Genomic DNA, 22,589 nt, shown 5'->3' on the forward strand with positions numbered 1-22,589 from the left:
TCAATTCCGACCGCCTACCCTAACGCAGCGTCAAAAAATGCCTGACCTAACGACCGAAATTCTATCTGCAAATCCAGAAGGATTTGAACGCGCAGCGGAAATCTGGCGTGCTGGTGGACTGGTCGCCCTTCCGACAGAAACGGTTTATGGGCTGGGGGCGGATGCGCGAAACGATCTGGCAGTTGCCCGGATTTTCGAGGCCAAAGGCCGTCCAAAGTTCAATCCTTTGATCGTACATGTCGCTAGCATCGCGCAGGCACAAGAATTGGTCATTTGGAACGATCTCGCAGATCGACTGGCGGCGGCCTTTTGGCCCGGTCCGTTGACATTGGTTTTACCAATCAAAGAAAATTCTGGCCTGTCGCGTTTGGTGACGGCAGAGCTGCCTACCCTCGCAGTACGCATGCCTGCCAATCCGGTCGCACAGAAAATCCTCGCAACGTTCGGCGGGCCGATCGCTGCACCGTCTGCCAATCCTTCAGGCAAGATCAGTCCTACGTCAGTGGACCATGTACTATCGGGTCTTACAGGGCGCATTGAGGCTGTCATTGATGGCGGCACCTGCGACGTCGGTTTGGAGAGCACAATTGTTGGGTTGGCTGATGAGCCGACGCTTCTGCGTCCCGGCGGTCTGCCACGTGAAGCTTTAGAAGCCGCACTTGGCGCGCCAATGGCTGTTCACACAGCCGCCGATCCTTTGGTCGCACCCGGACAAATGACTTCGCATTATGCCCCAGGCGCTGCCGTTCGTCTAAATGCCACATCTAAAAACGAGGGCGAAGTTCTTTTGGGATTCGGCCCTATGGATTGCGACCTTAATCTTTCCGCATCGTCAGACTTGCGCGAAGCAGCGACCAACTTATTCCACCACCTACACGCGCTGGATACTTTAAACGCAGATGGTATCGCTGTGTCGCCGATCCCCTACCATGGTCTAGGCGTTGCTATCAATGACCGCTTAAAGCGCGCTGCGGCACCCAGATAACTTTTATTAATATGTTTGCACTCAGGCCCGGCCTGCACTTGCAGACAATGTGAGCGGATCGACCCCTAGGGTGTTCAGCGCTGCTTCCCACTTTTTGCTATCCTCTAGATCAAACACCAGATCAAAACCGGCATCACAGATCAGCCAGCCGTTTTGGGCAATCTCGGCCTCAAGTTGGCCCGGACCCCACCCGCTATAGCCCAGCGCCATCAGTGCCTTTTCAGGGCCCTCGCCCTGCGCCATTTCCTCCAACACATCCTGCGTGGCCGTCATGGAAAAGAAATCATCCACCGGTAAAGTCGATATCTGTGAACGATACTCAGCAGAATGCAGCACAAATCCACGCCCACCTTCGACTGGTCCCCCAAAATGTAAGGGCAATGGACGGCTGCGCATGGTCTCTTCGATGGAAAGCTGTTCCAGCAAGTCACTGAAAGTCATCTTGCCCATCGTTTTATTTACAATCAGCCCCATGGCCCCGTCCGTGCTGTGGGCACATAGGTAAACGATCGAATGCGCAAAACGTGCATCGCCCATTCCGGGCATGGCAATCAGGATTTTGCCTGTCAAATCGAGTGTTTCGGTAGCATCCACCAAAGGGACACGTCCTTTCTAAAGTCCTTCCCTTTCAATGTGAGACCTTCCCGCCAAGCGCGCAAGCCCTTGATGTCAAAACTGTTGTATTTGTGAAACCGACATATTTGCTCGCCGGAATGTGAGTTGGCTTTTACCAAGCGATCGCGCATCTCTTGCTCATGCAGATGACCCAGCAAATAAAACCCGTCGCAATCGCGCTCGCGCTCGCCACTGGCACAATCACGCCAGGGCTGGCTCAATCTCAGGCCTATGAGATTGCTGTTGAGGCCGAAATCCTTGAAGGATGGCGGGGCCAGGATGGTCGCCATGTTGCGGCTGTGCGGTTCCGTCTGGAAGACGGATGGAAAACCTATTGGCGCTCACCAGGTGATGGGGGCATTCCGCCGCGTTTCACGTGGTCTGGGTCACGAAACATGCGCAACATTGAAGTCCTTTGGCCTACGCCAGAGGTCTTTCGTCAGGGTGGCATGACATCGCTTGGATACGAAAATGAAGTAATCGTTCCAATTCTGATCGAACCACGTCGCAGCAGCAAAGATATTGTTTTAAATGGCACGCTGGAAATCGGGGTTTGCGAAGAAATCTGTGTGCCTGAAACCCTTTCGGTCAAAGCCCGACTTCCAGGTGATCAGACCAAAGTTGATCCCAGCATTTCCGTTGCGCTTATCGATCAGCCCTATTCTGCAGAAGAAGCTGACGTAGGTCAGGTGAGCTGCAAAGTCTCGCCCACCACAGATGGGCTGGCGATCTCAGCCGATATTCAAATGCCGCACTCCGGTGGGCGTGAGTTTTCAGTCGTTGAAACCGACAACCCGCATCTTTGGGTCGCCGAAGCGCAAACCCACCGCCAGGGCAATCAGTTGCGCGTGCGCTCCGAGATCATTCACGTGGAAAGTGAAAGCTTTTTGATCGACAGATCAGGCTTGCGGTTCACCGTGTTGGGCCGTGACTATGCGGTGGATATTCAAGGTTGCAGCGCTGAGTGATCAACCTTAGTGCGCGTCGCGAACCTGAGCGCAGCGATACAATAGGCCAACACGACACTTGCCCCCGCGCCTACTGCAAACATCAACATCGCAGATGCGCGGCTTTCAACCTCAGCAAATGGTCCGAAACCAGCCAACGCTGGATGGATTTCGCCTTGTAGCAAATACCATCCTAAGGTCAGGACAAACCAAACCAAAATTGCAAGCGATGTCAGCGCAAAGAGACCACGTAATGCCCGTGCTTTGACCGCACGCCGATAAGAGCGCAGCATTTTGCCAAAGTCCTGCTGTGCCGCCATCAAGGATGGCACCACCAACAGAACCAACACAACGCCAAAGCCCAATCCATAGACCAATGTGATCACCGTCGGTTTCAGAAATTGCGCTTGCTGAGAACGCTCAAACAACAATGGCGTCAACCCAAGCACGGTGGTCAGCGTGGTCAACATCACTGGGCGCAGCCGCTCCATCGCACCTTCGATGATCGCCTGTTTAACACTTCGGTCCTTGGCATATTCATCAACCGTTGTGACCAATACAATCGAGTCATTGATGATGATCCCCGTCATGCCTAACAACCCAACCACCGAAAACATTGACAAAGGCACGTCATGATAATGATGCCCCCAGATGGTCCCTACCAAGCCAAACGGAATAATCGCCATCACAACGACTGGACGCGTCCAACTAGCAAAGACCCAAGCCAACACCAGGTATATCCCCGCGAGACACAGGATCAGTCCATTGCGCGCATCGTTCAGAAAACTGTTTTCCTGTTCAGACAAGCCAGACAAGCGCCATTCGACCTGCTGAACAGAAGCAATCTCAGGCAGAATCGTGTCTTGCAACGCGTCTTGGATCGCGGTTGCACGCGCAGGATCATCTTCGGAAATATCACCAAAGACAGATATCACCCGCACCCCGTTTTCACGGCGGACCGTCGAAAACCCGGTTTTGCGATCTACACTGACGATATCGGCTAAGGGCACATAGGACCCGCTGGGTGTACGCATCATGGTACGTTCTAAGAAATCCGCGGTCAGCTCGCCGTCTGGTAAGCTCACACGGATGCTCGCTGTACGCGGCCCATCTGGATAGGTTGCGGCTTCCAGACCATTCAATCGATGCCGAAGAACGCGACCCAACCCATCGATTGAAAAGCCAAGCGCCTGCCCTTGCGGTGTGAGGTCCAGGATCAGCTCTTCTTTGTCATACGGCAGAGTATCTTCGACGGCCGAAACTTCTGGGAACGCCGTCAAAGCGGTTTTCAGATCTTCAGCCGCGGCTTTCAACGTTGCGCTGTCTGCACCAAAGAATTGCACATCTAATGCATCACCCCCCGGTCCAGAGCGCCATCCCCGAAAGCTTACGGTCTCAGCCAATGGATGGTTTTGCACCCGATCTTGCAGATCCGCCACAAATGCAAAGCTAGAATAGGGACGCAGATCAGCATCGATCAATTCAATTGCGATCCCGCCCAGTTGGTCAGCTGAGCGATTTTCAGCGCCAGACAGGCCGCGCCCGGTGTTGCCCCCAATTTCAGCCATCACAAAGGCCAGCGGATTGCGGCCATGTTCTGCTTCATATTCCGCACCTAGCTCTTCAGTTGCGCGCTGCAATTCTCGCATCATTGCGAGGCTATCTTCGCGTGTCGCATCTGCGGCCATGATAAAGTTGCCCGAAACCGAACCGCGCTCAGGCGCATTAAAGAACCGCCACTTCACTTCCCCGGTCGCAAAAAGGCTCGCTTGCGTGGACAACAGCAGGACGACTCCCGCCATCACCGGATACCTCGCCCAGATGACAAAGCCCATGAAAAGTCGAAATGGTCCATCGCGGAACCAGCGAAAGCCGATGTTCACCACGCGGCTGGGCAAATCATACCAATGCTCCTTCGCGCTATGGGCCAAAGCATGTTTCATGTGATTGGGCAGGATCAAAAAGCATTCAACCAGCGAAGCCGCGAGAACCAAAATCACTGTCACGGGAATGTCGACAATCAGGTCTCCGAACCGGCCTCCAATTGCAGTGAGCCCCCAAAAGGCAATGATCGTCGTCAAAGTGGCCGAGAATACTGGTAAAGCCATGCGCTTAGCGGCGTTTTCTGCAGCCACTTCAGGTGGTTCCCCAAAACGGCGCGAGCGCATATCGGCGTGTTCACCGACGACGATGGCGTCATCCACAACAATCCCAAGTGTGATGATCAGACCAAAAAGAGAAACCATGTTCAGCGTGACGCCAGCCAGATACATCAAAGCAATCGCTGCGCACATGGCCACAGGAATACCTGCCGCCACCCAAAAGGCAATCCGCGCGTTTAGAAACAAAAATAGCAGCAAAACGACCAGACCAAGCCCCATCAATCCGTTGTCTAAAAGAATATTCAAACGGCCGCTGATGGCTTCAGCGCGGGTACGAATCAACGAAATGCTGGTGCCTTCAGGCAGGGTGGTCTGCAGGGTATCCGCAACCTCTTGTACCGTGGCTTGAATGCCAATCGCATCCCCTTGCGCAGATCGGTCAACCCGCACGGAAATCGCAGATCGATCTTCCACAAAATAGCTACGATTGCGATCCGCCCCTTCGACAACCACGGTGGCAACATCGCCTACCGTCAAGGATGCCCCGCCCTCTTGAGTGCGTAAGACAATGGCGGCGATTTGATCTGCGCTGCGCTTTGCAACACCAGTTCGGACGCGCGCATTCGCGCCAGCCACATCCCCAGCCGGGTCTGCATCGACTTCCTCGGCAATGGTGGCCGCGATCTCAGCCATCGAGATATCGTATTGGATCAAATTCACCGAGGGCACGTCAATGACAGTGCGTGGCGCAGCAATGCCCCGAATGGTGGCGCGCGTGACGCCTTCTGCAAAGAGCCTAATGACAAATTCGTCCGCAAACCGCCCCAGCTGTTCAGGTGATAAAGGCCCGGCAATCACAACATCGGTCACGCGATCACGCCAGGCACCGCGGCGCACGCGAGGATCATCAGCGTCATCCGGCAGGGTCGAAATGGTATCAACGGCATCCTGCACATCGTCGGCCGCCCGCGCCATATCCCAACCGGGTTCAAACTCCATCGTGATCCGCGCAGATCCTTCCGTAGAACGCGCCTCGGTGGATTCCACGCCTTCCACCGCCAACATGACGGGTTCCAAGACCTGAACAATTGCGTTGTCCACGTCTTCAGCACCAGCGCCATCCCAGCTCACGGAGACGGATACATTGTCAATAATGACATCCGGAAAGAACTGCGCCCGCATCTGTGGCGCAGCAGACAGCCCAGCCATCAAAAGCAGGACTAGCAATAGATTGGCAGCGGTCCCGTGCCGGGTAAAATAAGATAACAAACCTTTTGCCGGAGATGGGATGCCGCGTGCCATGACTTAGCCCCCCATCCGTTGCTCGAGCCGATTGACCACCTGAGCGGGCACCGAAGGCTGCGCCAATTGTTCAAGAATGCGCGCTTTGCGATCCGCGGGCATACGTTGGTTGCTTTCCACAAAAGCCAGCAGTTTTGCGCGCCGACCATCTGACAATTCGACCATGGCGGGCTGTTCAGGAGGCGGCGCGACGCTTTCGCCGACTGGTTTGACACGTATGCCAGCTCCCAACAGCGGTGTCAGTCGGGTGACAACCAGTTTGCCTGCAACCTCACGGCCAGCAACGAGGATCTGGTCCCCTTGGCGACGCAGCAGCGTGACAGGGATCGCATCAAGTCGCTCGCCTTCACCTACAACCAAAACACGGCCTTGCGCATCCAGCGCGGATGACGGCAACGCAACAGCATTAGTAAGTTCGGCTTCATCCACAAATACACTGACAAAATCGCCTGGCTTCAATCCGCGCGCTTCAGAGAGCGTCGCAAAAATCAATCGTCCCGTTTGTCCTTCGCCAACCGCTGCGCTGTCGCGGCTGATCTGACCCGCAGCCTGAAGTTTGACCCCTGATACCTCCAGCACCACCTCGACATTTGCCAACCGCACCCCACCGCTTGCATCAAGCAATCGCGCATATTGCGCCGTTGAAACCCGGAAAGAAACCTCTAAGGCATTTGGATCAATCAGACGTGCCAACCTTTCGTTGGCAGAAACCAAGCCGCCTTCGACCACATTGACATCCGATAGGGTGCCATCAAACTCCGCGAAAATCTGGCGATCGGCGAGATTTCGATTGGCTTCGGCTTCGGCAATTTTAGCCCGCTCAACTTGGTTGCCCGCTTGATCCAGCCGCGCTTCAGACTGCGCTGCAGCTTGCCTACGCGAAAGTTCCTGCTGACGCGCATTTGAAAGATTGAGTTCGGCAGTTTCGATTGCCGCCGCAGTGCCAACACCCCGGCTTTCCAAATCACGTTGCCGCGCCAATGCCTTTTCGCGCAAGGTCAGCTGTTCTACTGCGGCATCCCATTCTGCGCGCGCGATCTCCAACGCTTGTGTTGCTTCCCTCACTTCAGACTGTGCAGTCCGAAGATCCGATTGCGCCCGTGCGCGTGCATCTTCGGCATCCGCTGTGTCGAGTTGGGCCAAAAGCTGGCCTTGTGATATGCGACCACCATCTTGGAAAGTCGTTGCCAGGTTGCGTATTACCCCGCCAGATGATGCACGAATATCGAGCGATCTTTGGCTTTCAACTTGGCCAAAAACGGCAATTTTAGGGGTAACTGTCATCGGGTCGGCGCGCTGGACATTCACGGTAAAGACCCGTTCTCGTTGTTGCTGCGCGCGCGGTTCTTGGCTCATCCGCTCGTTTAAAGCAGAGGAAAATACCTGAACGGCTGCGGCCAACAGGCCAAGCGTCACCGCGAGCAAAAATAGCCCCATTAAACTCTGACGCAAGAACCGCATAGCGTCCCCCTTCGGACCAATTCGCTCTCTTTAATCTGTATCTTTTCGTTAATTTTGCAAAGACCAGTATGGCTTATACGTATCAACTCTGCGTTTCCGTCGCGAAAAATCGCGTTACGGCGCAAATTAGATCAGCTGAGTCTATGCTCTGTCAGCACTGCATGTGCCGAGCAAGCATCATGCGCAACTAAAGACGTCCCGCATTTTTACGTTTCAGGATTTCGAGCGTTTCAAGTGCTCGTCCAATCGAGGCAGGATTTCCACGAAATTACAGGGCATATGACGATAATCCAACTGCGCTTTCAAAATGCCATCCCATGCGTCCTTGCACGCGCCAGTGCTTCCCGGCAACGCAAAAAGATATGTGCCCTTTGCCACGCCTCCCGTTGCCCGACTTTGGACCGCTGATGTGCCGATTTTTTGCATCGAAACCATAGTGAACACAGTCCCAAAAGCATCGATTTCTTTTTCATAGACGTCCCGGTGCGCTTCCACTGTGACATCACGGCCTGTCAGCCCAGTTCCACCAGTGGAAATAATCACATCAATGGCCTCGTCCGCACACCAGCGACGCAGTTGATCCGCAATCTCAGCGCGTTCATCTCGTAAGATCATGCGATCTGCCAAGACATGCCCATCAGCTTCAAGGCGCGCGACCAAAGTGTCTCCACTTTTGTCTTGATCCAGCCCACGCGTGTCGCTGACGGTTAGAATGGCGATACGCACAGGCACGAAGGGGCGGGTTTCGTCGATTTTGGGCATCACGCTTTCTCCATAATCGCCAGCCGAGCGGCAAGGCCGGTAAAGATCGCGGCCGTCGCATAGCCAATACCGCGCTGGAATTTCACAGACCCGGTCAACGCCTTACCCACTGTCCCTGAAAAGGCGCCAACCATTCCATTTACAATGAAACCACCTGTAGAAATGATGGCCCCGAAGGTAATGAATTGAAGAAAGACCGCGCCCTTTGTCGGATCTACAAATTGGGGCACAAAAGCCAGCACGAACAGGATCACTTTCGGGTTACTCAAGTTCACGATGAACCCTTGGCGAAAGGCCTGTCGGGCCGACAATGGCTGAACGTCTGTACCATCCATGCCGCCGGAACGCAAAGCCGCCCAAGCCAGCCACAAAAGATACGCCACACCGCCCCAACGGATCACATCAAATAGCCAAGGCAAAGTGGCAACCAATGCCCCCAGACCAGCGCCTGCCATTGCGACATGAACCATCGCACCCGTTGAAATTCCGGCACTTGCCGCAACAGCCGCGCGGGTGCCAGAGCGCAGACCCTGCCCGAGGCAAAACATCATATCCGCACCGGGTGTGAGGTTGAGCGCCAGAGCGGCCGGAATAAAGGCAAGCAATAGAAGAATGTCCAAGAGCGGCTCCTTAATCGAGACTCATAAGCTTGGCCTTCAGCGCAAGCAAATCTGCCCAAGCGTCGCGTTTCAGTTGCTGGTTCCGCAACAACGCATCAGGGTGAAGCATCGGTAGAACAGGGCGTCCAAGCGCCTCTGTCCATGTGCCGCGCATCCGCGTGATACCACGTTTGCCCAACACGCCTTGGCAGGCACCATTGCCCATAAGAACAATAATATCTGGAGCAACCAATTCTACGTGACGCTGCACAAACGGCATGATCATGGCGATATCCGCCGCCTGCGGATCACGGTTCTGTGGTGGGCGCCACGGCAATATATGTGACGCATAAACCGCTTCATGTTTTGATTCTGCGGTGCGGTCCGTATTGCGATCTAAATCGATCGCTGCCAGCATTTTATCCAGCAACTGGCCCGCGCGCCCGACAAAAGGCTTGCCAACACGATCTTCATCTCGACCCGGCGCATCTCCGATGATCATAATGCGTGCGTCGGGGTTACCCTCACCGAAAACCAAATTCCGCGCGCCGCGTTTCAAAGCGCAATGCTCAAACTGTGCGATTGCGGCCTTCAACTGGCCAAGATCATCCGTCTGTTTGGCCATTTCTGTAGCCACCGCAACTGGATCGACTTTTGGAGCAGCAGCCGGTGCGGCAGTTTGCGCCTGCTGTGCGGCTGGTTTCACCTGTTTCTCTGGCACCTCATAGCGGTTCACAGGCGCATCCAAGATCGCCTCGGTCGCACCAAGTTCGACCTGCCAATCCAGCAGAGCCTTTGCCGTATTAAAATCCAGAGATGATTCCATACCCGACACCCTAGCCTGCCCCTTTCGTGGCGAAAACCACAAACCAACACAGACCATCACCTGGCCGCTTGCCCCAACTGCATCCGCTACCTATAAGCGGCGCAGATCAATCACAGATCAAACAAGGAGCCGCGCGATGGTGTTTCGTCAAAAGCATCTTCTAGGGATCGAACATCTTCATCCCCAAGAAATCACCGCTCTATTGGATTTGGCAGATCAGTATGTCGATCTGAACCGTCAAGATGTGAAACATTCCGAAGCTCTTCGCGGACTGACGCAGATCAATATGTTCTTTGAGAACTCCACCCGCACCCAAGCCAGCTTTGAAATTGCTGGTAAACGACTGGGCGCGGATGTGATGAATATGGCCATGCAAGCCAGTTCGATCAAAAAGGGCGAGACCCTGATCGACACCGCGATGACCCTAAACGCCATGCACCCTGACCTGTTGGTGGTTCGTCACCCGCATTCAGGCGCGGTGGATTTGCTGGCGCAGAAAGTAAATTGCGCAGTCTTGAACGCCGGAGATGGCAAACACGAACACCCAACTCAGGCGCTGCTGGATGCACTCACCATTCGCCGCGCCAAAGGCCGTTTGCATCGTCTGAATATCGCGATCTGCGGTGACATCAGTCACAGCCGCGTTGCACGATCAAACTTGATACTGCTGGGCAAGATGGAAAACCGTGTCCGTCTGGTTGGCCCGCCAACATTGATGCCAAGCCAGATCGATCAATTTGGCGTCGAGGTTTATGAAGACATGGCCGAGGGGCTTAAAGATGTCGATGTGGTTATGATGCTACGTTTGCAGCGCGAGCGCATGGATGGTGGCTTCATTCCGTCAGAACGTGAATATTACCATCGCTATGGTCTGGATGCTGCGAAACTAGCGCATGCAAAAGACGACGCGATTGTCATGCACCCTGGACCTATGAACCGCGGTGTTGAGATCGATGGCGAATTGGCCGACGACATCAACCGCTCTGTCATCCAAGAACAGGTGGAAATGGGTGTTGCAGTGCGCATGGCCGCTATGGATCTTTTGGCCCGCAACCTGCGCGCCGAGCGCCAAAACCAACCTGTTGAGGTCTAATATGGAAGATCCCAAAGACCCAAAGATGAGCGGACGCGTGGCAACCATTGCCCTCTTGGTCATGTTTGGCCTCGTTGGTTTGATGGTCTGGGTAGCGGGCTGATTGGACCAAGCTGATGCCTGAGCAAATGAGTGTCAAAGCCCAGGAACACGGATTGATCCGCATCTTTGCTGTTGATCTGCCCGCAGATCAGATTGATGGATTTCAAGACCGCACATATGGCGATGATGCAGATGGCTGGCCATTACGAAAGGCCCTGACGGCCAAGTATCTCGATGAAGATTTCATTGAATGCTTTGATGTTGCTGTGCTCGAAGAGCTGGGGCTGACTGGGTATATGATTCAGGGGCTTGGCATTTCTCAGAAAGATGTCGACGAGGTTCGGACTCAGATAGAAAACATCTCAGGACATGTCCTTATCGTGTTATCCAACGCATTCGGCGGTTTTGCACAAGAATTAAGCCCCCAAAAGCCGCTGAAATGGATTGGCACGTTCAAAGAAGAAGGTGCAGAGGTAAAGTTTCAGCCGCTAAAAAGCGATGCAACCCAAGGTAGCGTTGCAGACACGCCCAATGCCAAGACAAGTAATCCGCATTTGATGGTTTTGGCTGCCATCGTGGCTTTGCCGATACTGATCGGGCTATTTGCTCTGCTTATCTGGCTGGTTCTGCGATGACACGCCGCTCTCAAAAACTTGACGCCAGGGCCGCAAACCGGCATGTGGCAGACACCATCGCGCTGGCCGCGGACCAAAAGAGGATTGACCCCGTATGAGCCTTCTTTTCACCAACGCCCGATTGATTGATCCTGAAAATCGAACTGACACCCTAGGCAGCTTGCTGGTGGAAAACGGTGTGATCGTCGCGATGGGCGAGACCATCGAAGCGCCTGAAGGTTCTGAGGTCATTGATTGCCAGGGAAAATGTCTAGCGCCAGGGATTGTCGATATTGGCGTAAAGGTGTGCGAGCCGGGTGAGCGCCATAAAGAAAGCTATAAGTCCGCAGGCCAAGCGGCGGCAGCTGGTGGTATCACCACAATGGTCACGCGCCCTGACACAACCCCTGCGATCGACAACCCGGAGACTTTGGAGTTCGTGACCCGTCGCGCCAATGAAGCCGCACCGGTGAATGTTGTTCCGATGGCCGCTTTGACTAAAGGGCGTTCCGGCGGCGAAATGACGGAATTCGGTTTCTTGATGGACGCTGGCGCCGTTGCATTTACCGACTGCGATCATGTCGTCACGGACAACAAAGTATTCTCACGCGCCCTCACCTATGCGCGTTCACTGGGCGCCCTTGTCATTGGTCACCCACAGGACCCAGGTCTGTCCAAAGGCGCTGCGGTGACGTCTGGCAAATTTGCCAGCCTGCGCGGTTTGCCTGCTGTTTCACCGATGGCCGAACGCATGGGACTAGATCGCGATATCGCTTTGATCGAAATGACCGGTGTGAAATACCACGCAGATCAAATCACGACGGCGCGCGCTTTGCCCGCGTTAGAACGCGCCAAAGCCAATGGCTTTGACATCACGGCGGGGACTTCGATCCACCACCTGACACTGAACGAGTTGGACGTCGCTGATTACCGAACCTTCTTTAAAGTTAAGCCGCCTTTGCGCAGCGAAGATGACCGCCTTGCCATCATTGGTGCAGTGAAATCAGGCCTGATTGATACGATCAGCTCGATGCACACTCCGCAGGACGAAGAAAGCAAACGCTTGCCGTTTGAAGAAGCAGCCTCTGGCGCGGTCGCTTTGGAAACTCTACTACCGGCAGCGATGCGCCTTGTGCACGCCGAACAATTGACCCTACCCGAATTGTTCCGCGCACTTGCATTAAACCCAGCCAAACGCCTAGGTTTGCCTTCGGGCCGCCTGTCCAATGGTGCCCCTGCTGATCTGGTGCTGTTTGACGCAGACGCACCACTGGTTTTGGATCGTTTCAAACTGCAGTCAAAATCCAAAAACACGCCGTTTGACGGACAAAGAATGCAGGGTAAGGTGCTGGCAACCTATGTGGCCGGAACGGCCGTTTACCGGAGAGACTAATGCCCCCAATTGAAACCGGCTTCATGGCGCTGATCCTTTGGGGATTGGTGGGTTATTTCTTTGGATCCATCCCGTTTGGCATCGTCATCACACGCGTCTTTGGGCTTGGTGATCTGCGGCAAATCGGATCCGGCAATATCGGCACCACTAACGTCCTACGCACGGGATCTAAACCTGCTGCAGCCGCGACCTTGATCCTTGATGGCGGTAAAGGTGCGATAGCCGTTTTGGTGGCGCGCTGGTTGGCGAACGAGGATGCGGCACAGATCGCGGGTCTCTTGGCATTCTTGGGACACTGCTTTCCGATCTGGTTGAAGTTCAAAGGTGGCAAAGGAGTTGCAACCTTTCTCGGCCTGATGCTGGCTCTGGCATGGCCAGTTGGTATCGCGTGTTGCCTGACGTGGTTGGCGACCGCATTGCTTGGCCGCATCTCCTCCCTGTCTGCTTTGGTAGCGGCCTCGTCTTCGACTTTCTGGATATTGATCCTCGGTTTCGGGCAAACCTTCATTCTTGGGATAGCAGTGACACTCTTGGTTTTCTGGCGGCACAAAGAAAACATCGCACGGCTAAGTGCGGGCACTGAGCCAAAGATCGGCAAGAAGTAACGCAGCCCCGCACAACAACTCTGCGCCAGCGCACAATCAAAAACAGTTGTTTTGCAGTTGATCGCAACCTTTCCGATCTTGGCACTGTCCGGCGCGATTACGTCGTGACAGCAAAATTCGACCCCGATGAAATTTCGGCAGACGGGTCAGCAAAATCCGAAAGGTTACATCATGAAATCTCTGAAAACCCTCGCAGCGGGGATCGCCCTTGCATCTTCCATCGCGACTTCCGCATTAGCCGCAGGCGTAGAAGTGAACGCTTCTAACACCGGCCTTGCGCTGCAAGGCTACGATCCGGTGGCATATTTCACCGAAGGTCAAGCAACGCCCGGTGATTACAAAATCAGCTCCGTTTACAATGAAGCCACTTACCGCTTTGCTTCTGAAGAGCACAAAGCCACTTTCGAAGCCAATCCAGAAGCCTACCTGCCACAATACGGCGGCTACTGCGCATTTGGCGCGGCCATGGGGTTTAAATTCGACGGTGACCCAGAACTTTGGAAAATTGTTGATGGCGAGCTATACCTGAACCTCGCGAAGGACATCCAAGAGCGCTGGGAAGGCGACATTCCTGGTTATATCGTGAAAGCTGACTCTCAGTGGACTGATATTGAAGACGTCGCTCCTGCGGTTCTTCAAGCGCAATAAGCGATTATCAAACCAGAAACGGCGGCGCTCGATTGCGCCGCCGTTTTCTATTTTAGTGATCCCAAATCAGTAGCTGAATTCATCGTAGATCTTTGTCAGATCTCCATTCCAGTCACCGTGATAGCGATCCAACAATTCATCTGCCGGCACTTTACCGCTTTCCAAGCTTTCATTTAGGGCATTTAGAAAGTGCGTTTCATCTGGGATAAGACCACCGGCACCGGGAATGGCGCGTGCTTTCAAGCCTGCTTCAGAAATGGCAACAACTTCGCGCGCCAGATCATGCATGTTGATGCCCCCGACCTGCGCCTGCAAACCATCCTCGCTGGCCGCAACACGCAGCGCGTCTCGGGTTTCAGCATCCCAACCTTTGACCAGATCCCAGGCTGCATCGAGGGACGATTGATCATACATCAAACCAACCCAGAACGCAGGCAAGGCACAAAGACGACGCCATGGGCCACCGTCAGCACCACGCATCTCCATAAACTTCTTGATGCGCGCTTCTGGGAAGGCTGTGGTCAGATGATCAGCCCAATCAGAAAGCGTCGGTGTTTCACCTGGCAATGCTGGCAGCTGGCCTTTCAAAAAGTCGCGGAAGGACATGCCCAGCGCATCAATGTATTTACCGTCGCGATAGACAAAATACATTGGCACATCGAGTGCGTATTGCACCCAACGTTCAAAACCAAAGCCCTCTTCAAAGACAAAAGGCAACATGCCGGTGCGGGCCGCGTCCAAATCGCGCCACACGCGCGAGCGCCATGATTTGTGGCCATTTATCTTGCCATCAAAGAATGGGGAATTTGCAAACAATGCCGTCGCCACAGGCTGCAATGCCAAAGCCACACGCAGCTTTTGCACCATGTCGGCCTCTGAGCCGAAATCAAGGTTCACCTGCACCGTACAGGTCCGGTACATCATGGATTTCCCCATGGTGCCAACCCGGTCCATATAGTCGGTCATCAGCTTGTAGCGCCCCTTGGGCATGACCGGCATTTGATCATGCGTCCAAATCGGAGCAGCCCCTAGGCCGATGAATTTCACACCGATCTTATCCGCAATGTCTTTCACATCCCGGAGGTGGGCATTCACTTCATCACAAGTCTCATGGATCGAAATCAGTGGCGCACCTGACAGTTCCAACTGACCACCCGGCTCGAGCGATACATTGGCTCCGTCTTTTTCCAATCCAATCAGCTTGTCACCTTCGAGGACCGGTGCCCAACCATGGCCGTCACGCAGACCTTCCAGCACGGCCAAGATAGACCGCTCCCCTTCAAAAGGCAGGGGATTTAGGCTGTCTTGGCAAAAGCCAAACTTCTCATGTTCCGTGCCAATGCGCCAATCTTCACGTGGCTTGCAGCCCGCTTCCAGATATTCAGCAAGTTGTTCATGGCGTTCGATGGGTCCGCCGCCGGACTGAGGGATAGACATGGCCTAGGCTCCGATGAATGCGCGGCATGCGCGAGGGGCTTGAGATGGTGTTGGTGGAGTGAATCGCTTCGACTGTCAATGCAGCCTTGTGACGGGTTTTGCCCAGATCACGACAGGTTGAGTGCGATCGGCTTTAAGGGCAGACAGCATAAATTCAGTGCGAATACCGGGAAGAGCCGCAAAGGCATCAAAGAGCAATTCTGCACCTTCGGCATTTACAGGGATCATGACATCCGCCTGCCGAGGTTGCTGCAGGATCCAAACCGGCGGGGTTTGCGACGGATCAAGCACCACCATCGCTAAATCATCGATGGCGACCATGCCCCCCGACAAGGGGCCAAAATAACTGACCTGACCTTCGTCTACTGTCACAACACCCGGACCACCTTTGCCCACGCGAAATCGTGCGCGCTGATAACCTATATAAAATAGTGCCGCCCCGCCTAAAGTCACGGCAATACCAACCCAGCGCAGGATCCCGCTATCCGACATCCACCAAGCCCCCAGCAAGAGAATCAGGATGCCCAAAAGCGCTTCACGCCATTGCATCAAAGTGGCTTGGGCTTCTGGTCGAATGAAACTCATGGTCGTCCTTGAATGTGAGGGGTTTTCAAAAGGCAAAGTTGGTATTCACCAATTTGGCGAAATCCAATCTTTTCATATGCACGCGCCGCCTTGGAACTTGCGGCGAATAAGATCGCTTGTTGAATACCTTCATGACGAAGCTCATTTAGGAATGCCGCAACGACTTGCCCAGCAAAACCTTCCCCGCGCCGTTCAGGTGGGGTGTAAACACCGCCAATTTGCACCATTTGATCTGCCTGCGCGTTAATGCCAGCCATAGAAATTAGCTCACCATCTTCTACAAGCAAACGAATGTTACACTCATTAATCGCTCGTTTTGCGCGCACTTCTGCATTCCCGCGCGCAATTGCGATATCGGGTTCGATCCCCGCGTCCACTGCATAGGCAGCAAACCATCGAGCCAACAGTTCAAAATCGGTTTCATGGGGAGCACGTATTGTCGATATCCTGGGGAGGAGGTCTTTGAAATCGAGTTCAAATAGCGGCTCGGTCCTATTCAAACTCAAAAATTCCTCTGGCCAACCAAAAGCTTGAACAGCAGCCCGCACCTGCGCAACGTCGCCCGATATACCTGCAACATTCTTTCCGACAAGCCAGGCAGCAAAGTCGCGCCAGACTTCTGGAGAGGCGTCTGGACATTGGCACAGCATCAATCCCTGATTGGAATGCGCCAATACGCCCCTTAATGCACCGTGTTCTTCCCACAGTAGAAATGTGCCACCGTGTCGATGCTCTTTCTCTTCAACACCATGCGCCAAGAGATTACTGCGTAGAAACATGGAAGTTGCCGCATAGGGCAAAAGGAACGCCAAAATAGCGTCCACATCTTCGGGAGTGGCGACCCGTAACATCACCAATCTCCTAGCTTTTGCTGCCAGAGTGTCATCGCCGCGACAGCCGCTGTATCCGCCCGCAAAATTCGAGGCCCAAGGCTGACGACATGTGCCTGCCGATGGGCATGTAACCGTGCACGCTCTGCTGGCGAGAAACCACCTTCAGGCCCGATCAGGATCGCCCAGCTTTTGCCTGTCACATCCATAAGCGCTTTCGCCGCCCCGGCTTCGGCCTCATCGCAAAACATCAATTCGCGATCCTCTGGCCAATCGGCAAGGACCCGATCCAGTTTCTGCAAATCCGTTACTTCAGGCACATATGTCCCACCGCATTGCTCCGCTGCTTCAACAGCATGCGCCTGCAGGCGGTCCTGACGAATACGGTCAGAATTGGTGAAATCCGTTTGCACTGGCATGATCCGTGCTGCACCCATTTCTGCTGCTTTTTCAACGATAAAATCGGTGCGTGCCTTCTTGATCGGTGCAAAGAGCAACCACAGATCAGGGGGCATCTGCAGAGGTTTGGTTCGCGACACGCAATTCAGTTCGCCACCGCGTTTGCCGGCCTGCGTCACTTCGGCCCGCCATTCGCCATCCTTGCTGTTAAACAACAAGATATGCGCACCAATAGCCAACCGCATCACGCCAAAGAGGTAGTGCGCCTGATCCCGCTCTAGAGGAATGGTTTGCCCATCCCCTAACGGATGATCTACATACAATCTGACTTTTGCATCCTTCATGAGGACTTACATATGGCTGAGACCCCCACAACGCCAGAGCCAAGCGGTCAAGTTTCTGACGCGGTTAAAGGAAATTGGGTCGATAGCTTTGCGCCAGCGCCGACGCGTCCGTATCTACGACTTTCTCGCGCGGATCGTCCGATTGGCACATGGCTACTGTTTTTGCCCTGCATGATGGGTTTGGTATTGTCGATGCTAAACGACAATATTGTATCCTGGCACGATGCCTGGACGGTTGTTGGATGCGGCGCTGGGGCCTTCCTGATGCGCGGCGCTGGATGCACATGGAATGACATCACGGATCGCAATTTTGATGGTCAAGTAGAACGGACCAGATCCCGACCGATCCCGAGTGGCCAAGTCACAGTGACTGGCGCCGTTATATGGATGGCTCTGCAAGCGCTTTTGGGTCTGTTTATCCTACTAAGCTTTTACCCGAAGGCCATTCTTCTTGGGTTCGTCGCTGTGATCCCGGTGCTGATTTACCCATTCGCAAAACGGTTTACTTGGTGGCCTCAGGTCTTTTTGGGCATCGCTTTCAACTGGGGGGCTCTGTTGGCCTGGACGGCCCATAGCAATCAACTGCAATGGCCTGCAGTGGTCTTGTATCTATCGGGCATCACGTGGACCCTGTTTTACGACACTATCTACGCCCACCAAGATACCAAAGATGACGCTTTGATCGGGGTAAAATCGACAGCGGGTCTCTTTGCTGAAAATTCTCCGCGCTGGTTGCTTGGCTTTCTGATTGTCACCGTCTGCTTGATGGCCTTCGCGGTTATTGGGGCAACAATCCACCGAAGCCCGCTTTCGATGGGTTTGGCTTTAGCTGGTGTCTGGGCGATGGGCTGGCATCTGCATTGGCAACTACGCAATCTGGATTTGGAAAATTCGGCAACTTTGCTAAAACTCTTCCAGTCAAACCGCGATGCAGGCTTGATTCCCTTGCTGTTTTTCGCCGGTGCCCTGTTCCTTTGATTGATATGGCAGGCCGAGTTGCGTATCAGACACGGAACCAGTGAGACAAAGAAGACCAAATGCGACTGCCTTTGACATTGACCGTGGCCACAACTTTTGGATTGGCCGGTATTGTAAGCCTTGCGGCCGCAAGCCTGACTGCGACTGTAATCGAAGACACGACGCAGTCCAGCGTGCAGGCCGCTTTGGACAAATCAGGGCTTGAATGGGCTGAAAGCTACGCCGAAGGATTGAACGTCTTTCTAAGCGGCACTGCTCCTACCGAAGCAGAGCGTTTCATGGCGATGTCCACAGCTGGTGGCATTGTGGATGCTGCTCGGGTCATCGACAATATGAACGTGGCCGCGATTGCGGCGCTGGCTGCCCCCAAATTCTCGGTCGAAATTCTGCGCAACGAAGGCGGCATTTCTGTCATCGGCCTCATTCCGCTTGATAGTGACCGCGACGCGGTTCTGGCACGCCTTAAACGCGCGGCAGACAGAGACGAACATATTGCGGATTTCATGGAGACCGCTGACTACGAAACGCCAATCGGTTGGTCAGCGGCATTGCGCTTTGCTTTGAATGCGCTTGAAGATTTGCCGCGCTCAAAAATTTCCGTTTCTTCCGAAGTCGTCCGTATCACCGCGATGACCGACAGTGGCGAAGAAAAAATTAAGCTTGAACGCGACCTGCGCAGCGATGCGCCCAAAAACGTCGAGCTGGTTCTAGATATTTCCGCGCCGCGCCCGGTAATCACGCCATTCACCATGCGCGCAATTCTGCACGAAGGTGCGCTGCGATTTGACGCCTGTTCCGCAGACACTAAGGATGCGCGCAATGCGATCCTAGCTGCCGCTGATGAAATTGGTCTGCCTGATGGGCAAGATTGCCGTATCGGGCTTGGCGTACCCTCCCCGACATGGGCGGAGGCTTCTGTCGTTTCCTTAGAAGCTTTAGGCGCCCTGGGTGGCGGAACAATCACGTTGACGGATGCAGATATCTCGCTGGTTGCAAAAGAAGGCACTGACCCTGCTTTGTTTGATCAGGTTGTCGCCAAAGCGGAAAAGAACCTGCCAGAACTTTTTGCACTGCACGCCGTGCTGCCAACCGTGAACAAAGATGGCGAAGCAGAGCGTGTTGACTTCACAGCTACACTCAGCCCTGAGGGTCTGATGCAAATGCGGGGTAAACTTGGGAACACGTTGTCCCAAACCACGATCGACAGCTATGCACAGGCTCGGTTTGGTAGCGAGAATGTCTATGACGCACTTCGCTTGACCGAGCAAGTTCCCGCCAGCTGGCCAAGCCGTGTCATGGCGGGCTTGGATGCCCTTTCACAGATGAGCTACGGTGCTGTTACGGTGACAGAAGATTTTGTGGAAGTGTCTGGTAAAACTGGATCGCAAAACGCCCGCGCCACAATCAGCCAAGTCTTGGCCAAACGGCTGGGCGAAGGCCAACAGTTCTCGATTGATGTCGCTTATGTAGAAGCTCTTGATCCTCTGGCCTCGATCCCAACACCTGAAGAATGCATCGCAAAGCTGAAAGCAGCCCAATCCGAAGTGAAAATCTCATTTGAACCGGGATCGGGGACGCTGGATGCTTCAGCAGCGCCCATCATCGATGCAATCGCGGTGATACTGGATGACTGCGGCGATATTCCTCTGGAAATCCAAGGTCACACCGACAGCCAAGGGCGCGAAAGCATGAACTTGGCACTGAGCCAAAACCGCGCGCAATCGGTTCTGGCTGCACTACGTGATCGCCGCATTCTAACAAGCGCATATTCAGCGAAAGGCTACGGCGAAGTCAGCCCAATTGCGGATAACGAAACCAACGCAGGTCGCGAAGCGAACCGCCGTATTGAATTCGTTTTATTGCAAACAGAGGCGGGCGAAGCGTCTTCTGAGGGCGAAGCAGCCCCCACATCAGCGTCCGAGGGCGAAGAAAGCCTTGATAATAGCGCCGAAGCAGTGAATGAAGGCAGCTCAGACGGTGAATCCGTAACGCAGGAGTCGAGCGAAGATGTCCAGAATTGAGTTTATTGTCGCAACTGCGATTGTTCTGTTCATTGCCTTCTGCTTGGGCTGGTTCGCCAATTGGTTGGTGCACCGTTTTACGCGGGTTGCACAATCCGATGTCGATCAATTGGAGCGCATGAGCCAAGAGCTGCATGAAGCCGAAGAAACCCGTGATCAAGCGATCACATATCTGCAGCAGCGCGAAGCCGAGCTTACCAATCAATTGAACCAAACAGAGGCCGAATTGGCCGCTGCTATGGAAGGTCTGCGAGATGCGCGTCACGAAGCTGAAGAGCTGCGCAAATACCTGACCCAGGTTCAACAAACAGGCTAAGTCACCAACGATTTAGAGCGTCTTCGTCACTGTCTTTGGCTGCGACCCACTCGGCGTCATCTGCTGTGATTTCTTTTTTCCAGAATGGTGCACGAGATTTCAGGAAATCCATCAGGAATTCCGCGGCCTCAAATGCATGCACACGATGCTTTGAGGCTGTCGCCACCATCATGATGCGCTCTCCGGGTGCCATGTCCCCGTGTCGGTGGATCACCAATGTATCGCTTATGTCCCAGCGTTCGCTGGCCTCTTGCGCGATCTTTGTCAGCGCTTTTTCCGTCATACCGGGGTAGTGCTCGATCCGCATGGTTTTGAGTGTACCCTCGGCGTTGTTGCGCACGATCCCGGTAAAGGTCACAACCGCCCCTGCTGTCTCTTGTGCTTTGGTGAAGGCTTCGGTTTCAGCGCCAAGATCAAAGGCGTCTTCCTGCACGAGAATGCGCATTTTAGCCCCCTGTCATCGGCGGAAAGAAGGCCACTTCACGAACACCTTCCAGAGACGCGTCAAAATCAGAAAGTTCTTGGTCCAAAGCCACTCTAAGGGCACTGAGGTCAGAAAACGCCAGATCATAGCGATCCTCACGTGCGCGCAGTTCTTCAACTAGCTGCATCACTGTCGCGGCGTTGGTTTCAACCTTTTCCTTCGGCAAACCGATGCGCTCACGTACCCAAGCGAAATAGACAACGTCCATAGCTTTAGTCCTTTAGATGTGGCGCTGCTTTGCGGAAGTAATCAACGCCTGTGATCAGGGTCAAGCCAGCAGCGATCCATAGCAATAGCAGCCCGCCTTGGCTGGACCAAACCGCGCCGTGATAAACGATGCGCAAACCAAGCTCATCCGTCGCCGTACCAGCAAGAATCTCGGCAACCAGTGCCTGATCCATACCCCATGACCACATGCCAAAATAATGCTCAAAAATGCCCTGCGCCAAGAGAACGGCGATCGCCACCATCTGCGATGCCGTTTTCCATTTCGCGAGCTTTGTCACTTTCAGCGTCCCAGCGGTATCACCTAAGAACTCGCGCAGGCCCGATACAAAGACTTCGCGGAATAGAATGATCGCCGCAGGCAACACCAATGCCAGTGAAAGGGATGAGAACCCGACAATGACCATCAATGCGATCACAACCATCGCCTTATCGGCAATCGGATCCAGCATTGCACCAAGCTTAGTCACCTGTTGCCATTTACGTGCCAGATACCCGTCCAAATAATCCGTAACCGACGCCACACAAAACAAAACCAAAGCAGCCATATCCGCAAAGGGGCGTGGCAAGGATAGGAACATTACGGCGATCATCGGTGCAGCCAATAGCCGCAAAACAGTCAGAATATTGGGGAGTGTCCATGTCATGCCCCCTACCTAGCCTGTCTGAAGGAACGATAAAAGCGGGCAATTTCATCGTCAGTGTAAAGAGGCTCGATCCATCGGTACTTCAACTGTGGATTGGATAAGAAAAAAGCCCGGACATTGGGTATGTCCGGGCCTTAATACGAAGCGATTTCATCCCCGAAATTCGTTCGAACCTTATGGCGACCCTGGGGTGGAAAACTTAGATCGGGATGCGTTTAGTGATCTAGATTTTCGCGAGTGCCGTAAGTGATTTGGCTTCGTTAAAATTGTTCTAGCTGGTCAAAATTCCCGCAGGGGTACTGGTGAGGGATAGATTTTACATATTTTGG

At 54.0% G+C, this 22,589-nt stretch carries 23 protein-coding genes; 10 read left to right on the forward strand and 13 right to left on the reverse strand.

Annotated elements, in window-relative coordinates; translation table 11 throughout:
* Positions 1–37: 37 nt before the first annotated feature.
* The gene (locus JXQ85_RS10830) at positions 38–985 is read left to right on the forward strand and encodes an L-threonylcarbamoyladenylate synthase (protein WP_421748915.1); all 948 of its coding nucleotides are present in this window, start codon (positions 38–40) and stop codon (positions 983–985) included.
* Between the two features lie 21 nt (positions 986–1,006).
* On the opposite strand, the gene JXQ85_RS10835 is transcribed toward JXQ85_RS10830, so the two are convergent.
* Complete coding sequence (locus tag JXQ85_RS10835) at positions 1,007–1,582, reverse strand: YqgE/AlgH family protein (RefSeq protein WP_421748916.1); 576 nt, start codon at positions 1,580–1,582, stop codon at positions 1,007–1,009.
* Positions 1,583–1,746: 164 nt separating this feature from the next.
* Between JXQ85_RS10835 and JXQ85_RS10840 the strand changes: the two genes are divergently transcribed.
* Positions 1,747–2,568, forward strand: a complete 822-nt coding sequence (locus JXQ85_RS10840; protein ID WP_421748917.1) for a protein-disulfide reductase DsbD domain-containing protein — start codon at positions 1,747–1,749, stop codon at positions 2,566–2,568.
* On the opposite strand, the gene JXQ85_RS10845 is transcribed toward JXQ85_RS10840, so the two are convergent.
* From JXQ85_RS10845 to JXQ85_RS10865, 5 genes are all read right to left on the reverse strand, one after another.
* A complete protein-coding gene (locus tag JXQ85_RS10845; RefSeq protein ID WP_421748918.1) occupies positions 2,547–5,951 on the reverse strand; it encodes an efflux RND transporter permease subunit in 3,405 nt (1,134 codons plus the stop codon). The genes JXQ85_RS10840 and JXQ85_RS10845 overlap by 22 nt on opposite strands.
* A 3-nt stretch (positions 5,952–5,954) precedes the next feature.
* Positions 5,955–7,412, reverse strand: coding sequence for an efflux RND transporter periplasmic adaptor subunit (locus JXQ85_RS10850; protein ID WP_421748919.1), 1,458 nt, complete (start codon positions 7,410–7,412; stop codon positions 5,955–5,957).
* Positions 7,413–7,625: 213 nt separating this feature from the next.
* On the reverse strand, positions 7,626–8,174 hold the full coding sequence (gene moaB, locus JXQ85_RS10855) for a molybdenum cofactor biosynthesis protein B (RefSeq protein ID WP_421748920.1): 549 nt from the start codon (positions 8,172–8,174) through the stop codon (positions 7,626–7,628).
* Positions 8,174–8,794, reverse strand: a complete 621-nt coding sequence (locus tag JXQ85_RS10860; protein WP_421748921.1) for a LysE family translocator — start codon at positions 8,792–8,794, stop codon at positions 8,174–8,176. The genes moaB and JXQ85_RS10860 overlap by 1 nt, the downstream gene beginning before the upstream one ends.
* 10 nt (positions 8,795–8,804) lie before the next feature.
* Entirely contained in the window at positions 8,805–9,599 is a 795-nt protein-coding gene (locus tag JXQ85_RS10865) for a uracil-DNA glycosylase (protein ID WP_421748922.1), read from the reverse strand.
* A gap of 136 nt (positions 9,600–9,735) precedes the next feature.
* On the opposite strand from JXQ85_RS10865, the gene JXQ85_RS10870 reads away from it, so the two are divergent.
* From JXQ85_RS10870 to JXQ85_RS10890, 5 genes are all read left to right on the forward strand, one after another.
* Complete coding sequence (locus tag JXQ85_RS10870) at positions 9,736–10,692, forward strand: aspartate carbamoyltransferase catalytic subunit (protein WP_421748923.1); 957 nt, start codon at positions 9,736–9,738, stop codon at positions 10,690–10,692.
* Positions 10,693–10,808: 116 nt separating this feature from the next.
* The gene (locus tag JXQ85_RS10875) at positions 10,809–11,369 is read left to right on the forward strand and encodes a hypothetical protein (RefSeq protein WP_421748924.1); all 561 of its coding nucleotides are present in this window, start codon (positions 10,809–10,811) and stop codon (positions 11,367–11,369) included.
* Between the two features lie 94 nt (positions 11,370–11,463).
* A complete protein-coding gene (pyrC, locus tag JXQ85_RS10880; protein ID WP_421748925.1) occupies positions 11,464–12,741 on the forward strand; it encodes a dihydroorotase in 1,278 nt (425 codons plus the stop codon).
* On the forward strand, positions 12,741–13,346 hold the full coding sequence (gene plsY, locus JXQ85_RS10885) for a glycerol-3-phosphate 1-O-acyltransferase PlsY (RefSeq protein ID WP_421748926.1): 606 nt from the start codon (positions 12,741–12,743) through the stop codon (positions 13,344–13,346). The genes pyrC and plsY overlap by 1 nt, the downstream gene beginning before the upstream one ends.
* Before the next feature lie 171 nt (positions 13,347–13,517).
* Entirely contained in the window at positions 13,518–13,994 is a 477-nt protein-coding gene (locus tag JXQ85_RS10890; RefSeq protein WP_421748927.1) for a YHS domain-containing (seleno)protein, read from the forward strand.
* Positions 13,995–14,060: 66 nt separating this feature from the next.
* Here the strand turns inward: JXQ85_RS10890 and JXQ85_RS10895 are convergent, their stop codons facing one another.
* From JXQ85_RS10895 to JXQ85_RS10910, 4 genes are all read right to left on the reverse strand, one after another.
* On the reverse strand, positions 14,061–15,431 hold the full coding sequence (locus tag JXQ85_RS10895) for a glutamate--cysteine ligase (RefSeq protein ID WP_421748928.1): 1,371 nt from the start codon (positions 15,429–15,431) through the stop codon (positions 14,061–14,063).
* A 75-nt stretch (positions 15,432–15,506) separates the two neighbouring features.
* A complete protein-coding gene (locus tag JXQ85_RS10900; protein ID WP_421748929.1) occupies positions 15,507–16,016 on the reverse strand; it encodes a hypothetical protein in 510 nt (169 codons plus the stop codon).
* Entirely contained in the window at positions 16,013–16,867 is an 855-nt protein-coding gene (locus JXQ85_RS10905) for a GNAT family N-acetyltransferase (protein ID WP_421748930.1), read from the reverse strand. The genes JXQ85_RS10900 and JXQ85_RS10905 overlap by 4 nt, the downstream gene beginning before the upstream one ends.
* Positions 16,867–17,589 (reverse strand): 16S rRNA (uracil(1498)-N(3))-methyltransferase, encoded by a 723-nt coding sequence (locus JXQ85_RS10910; RefSeq protein ID WP_421748931.1) that lies wholly within the window; start codon positions 17,587–17,589, stop codon positions 16,867–16,869. The genes JXQ85_RS10905 and JXQ85_RS10910 overlap by 1 nt, the downstream gene beginning before the upstream one ends.
* 12 nt (positions 17,590–17,601) lie before the next feature.
* Between JXQ85_RS10910 and ubiA the strand changes: the two genes are divergently transcribed.
* The 3 genes from ubiA to JXQ85_RS10925 are packed head-to-tail and all read left to right on the forward strand — an operon-like array spanning position 17,602 to position 20,904.
* Positions 17,602–18,567, forward strand: coding sequence for a 4-hydroxybenzoate octaprenyltransferase (gene ubiA / locus JXQ85_RS10915; RefSeq protein ID WP_421748932.1), 966 nt, complete (start codon positions 17,602–17,604; stop codon positions 18,565–18,567).
* Between the two features lie 59 nt (positions 18,568–18,626).
* Entirely contained in the window at positions 18,627–20,588 is a 1,962-nt protein-coding gene (locus JXQ85_RS10920) for an OmpA family protein (RefSeq protein ID WP_421748933.1), read from the forward strand.
* Entirely contained in the window at positions 20,575–20,904 is a 330-nt protein-coding gene (locus tag JXQ85_RS10925; RefSeq protein WP_421748934.1) for a hypothetical protein, read from the forward strand. Before JXQ85_RS10920 ends, JXQ85_RS10925 begins: the two co-directional genes overlap by 14 nt.
* 1 nt (position 20,905) lies before the next feature.
* Here the strand turns inward: JXQ85_RS10925 and JXQ85_RS10930 are convergent, their stop codons facing one another.
* The 3 genes from JXQ85_RS10930 to pgsA are packed head-to-tail and all read right to left on the reverse strand — an operon-like array spanning position 20,906 to position 22,260.
* Positions 20,906–21,349: a molybdenum cofactor biosynthesis protein MoaE gene (locus tag JXQ85_RS10930; RefSeq protein WP_421748935.1), complete on the reverse strand. Its 444-nt coding sequence runs from the start codon at positions 21,347–21,349 to the stop codon at positions 20,906–20,908.
* A 1-nt stretch (position 21,350) separates the two neighbouring features.
* Complete coding sequence (moaD, locus tag JXQ85_RS10935) at positions 21,351–21,596, reverse strand: molybdopterin converting factor subunit 1 (RefSeq protein ID WP_421748936.1); 246 nt, start codon at positions 21,594–21,596, stop codon at positions 21,351–21,353.
* Positions 21,597–21,600: 4 nt separating this feature from the next.
* A complete protein-coding gene (gene pgsA / locus JXQ85_RS10940; protein WP_421748937.1) occupies positions 21,601–22,260 on the reverse strand; it encodes a CDP-diacylglycerol--glycerol-3-phosphate 3-phosphatidyltransferase in 660 nt (219 codons plus the stop codon).
* Positions 22,261–22,589: the final 329 nt, after the last annotated feature.

Source organism: Cognatishimia sp., assembly GCF_049116455.1.
GTDB lineage: Bacteria > Pseudomonadota > Alphaproteobacteria > Rhodobacterales > Rhodobacteraceae > Cognatishimia.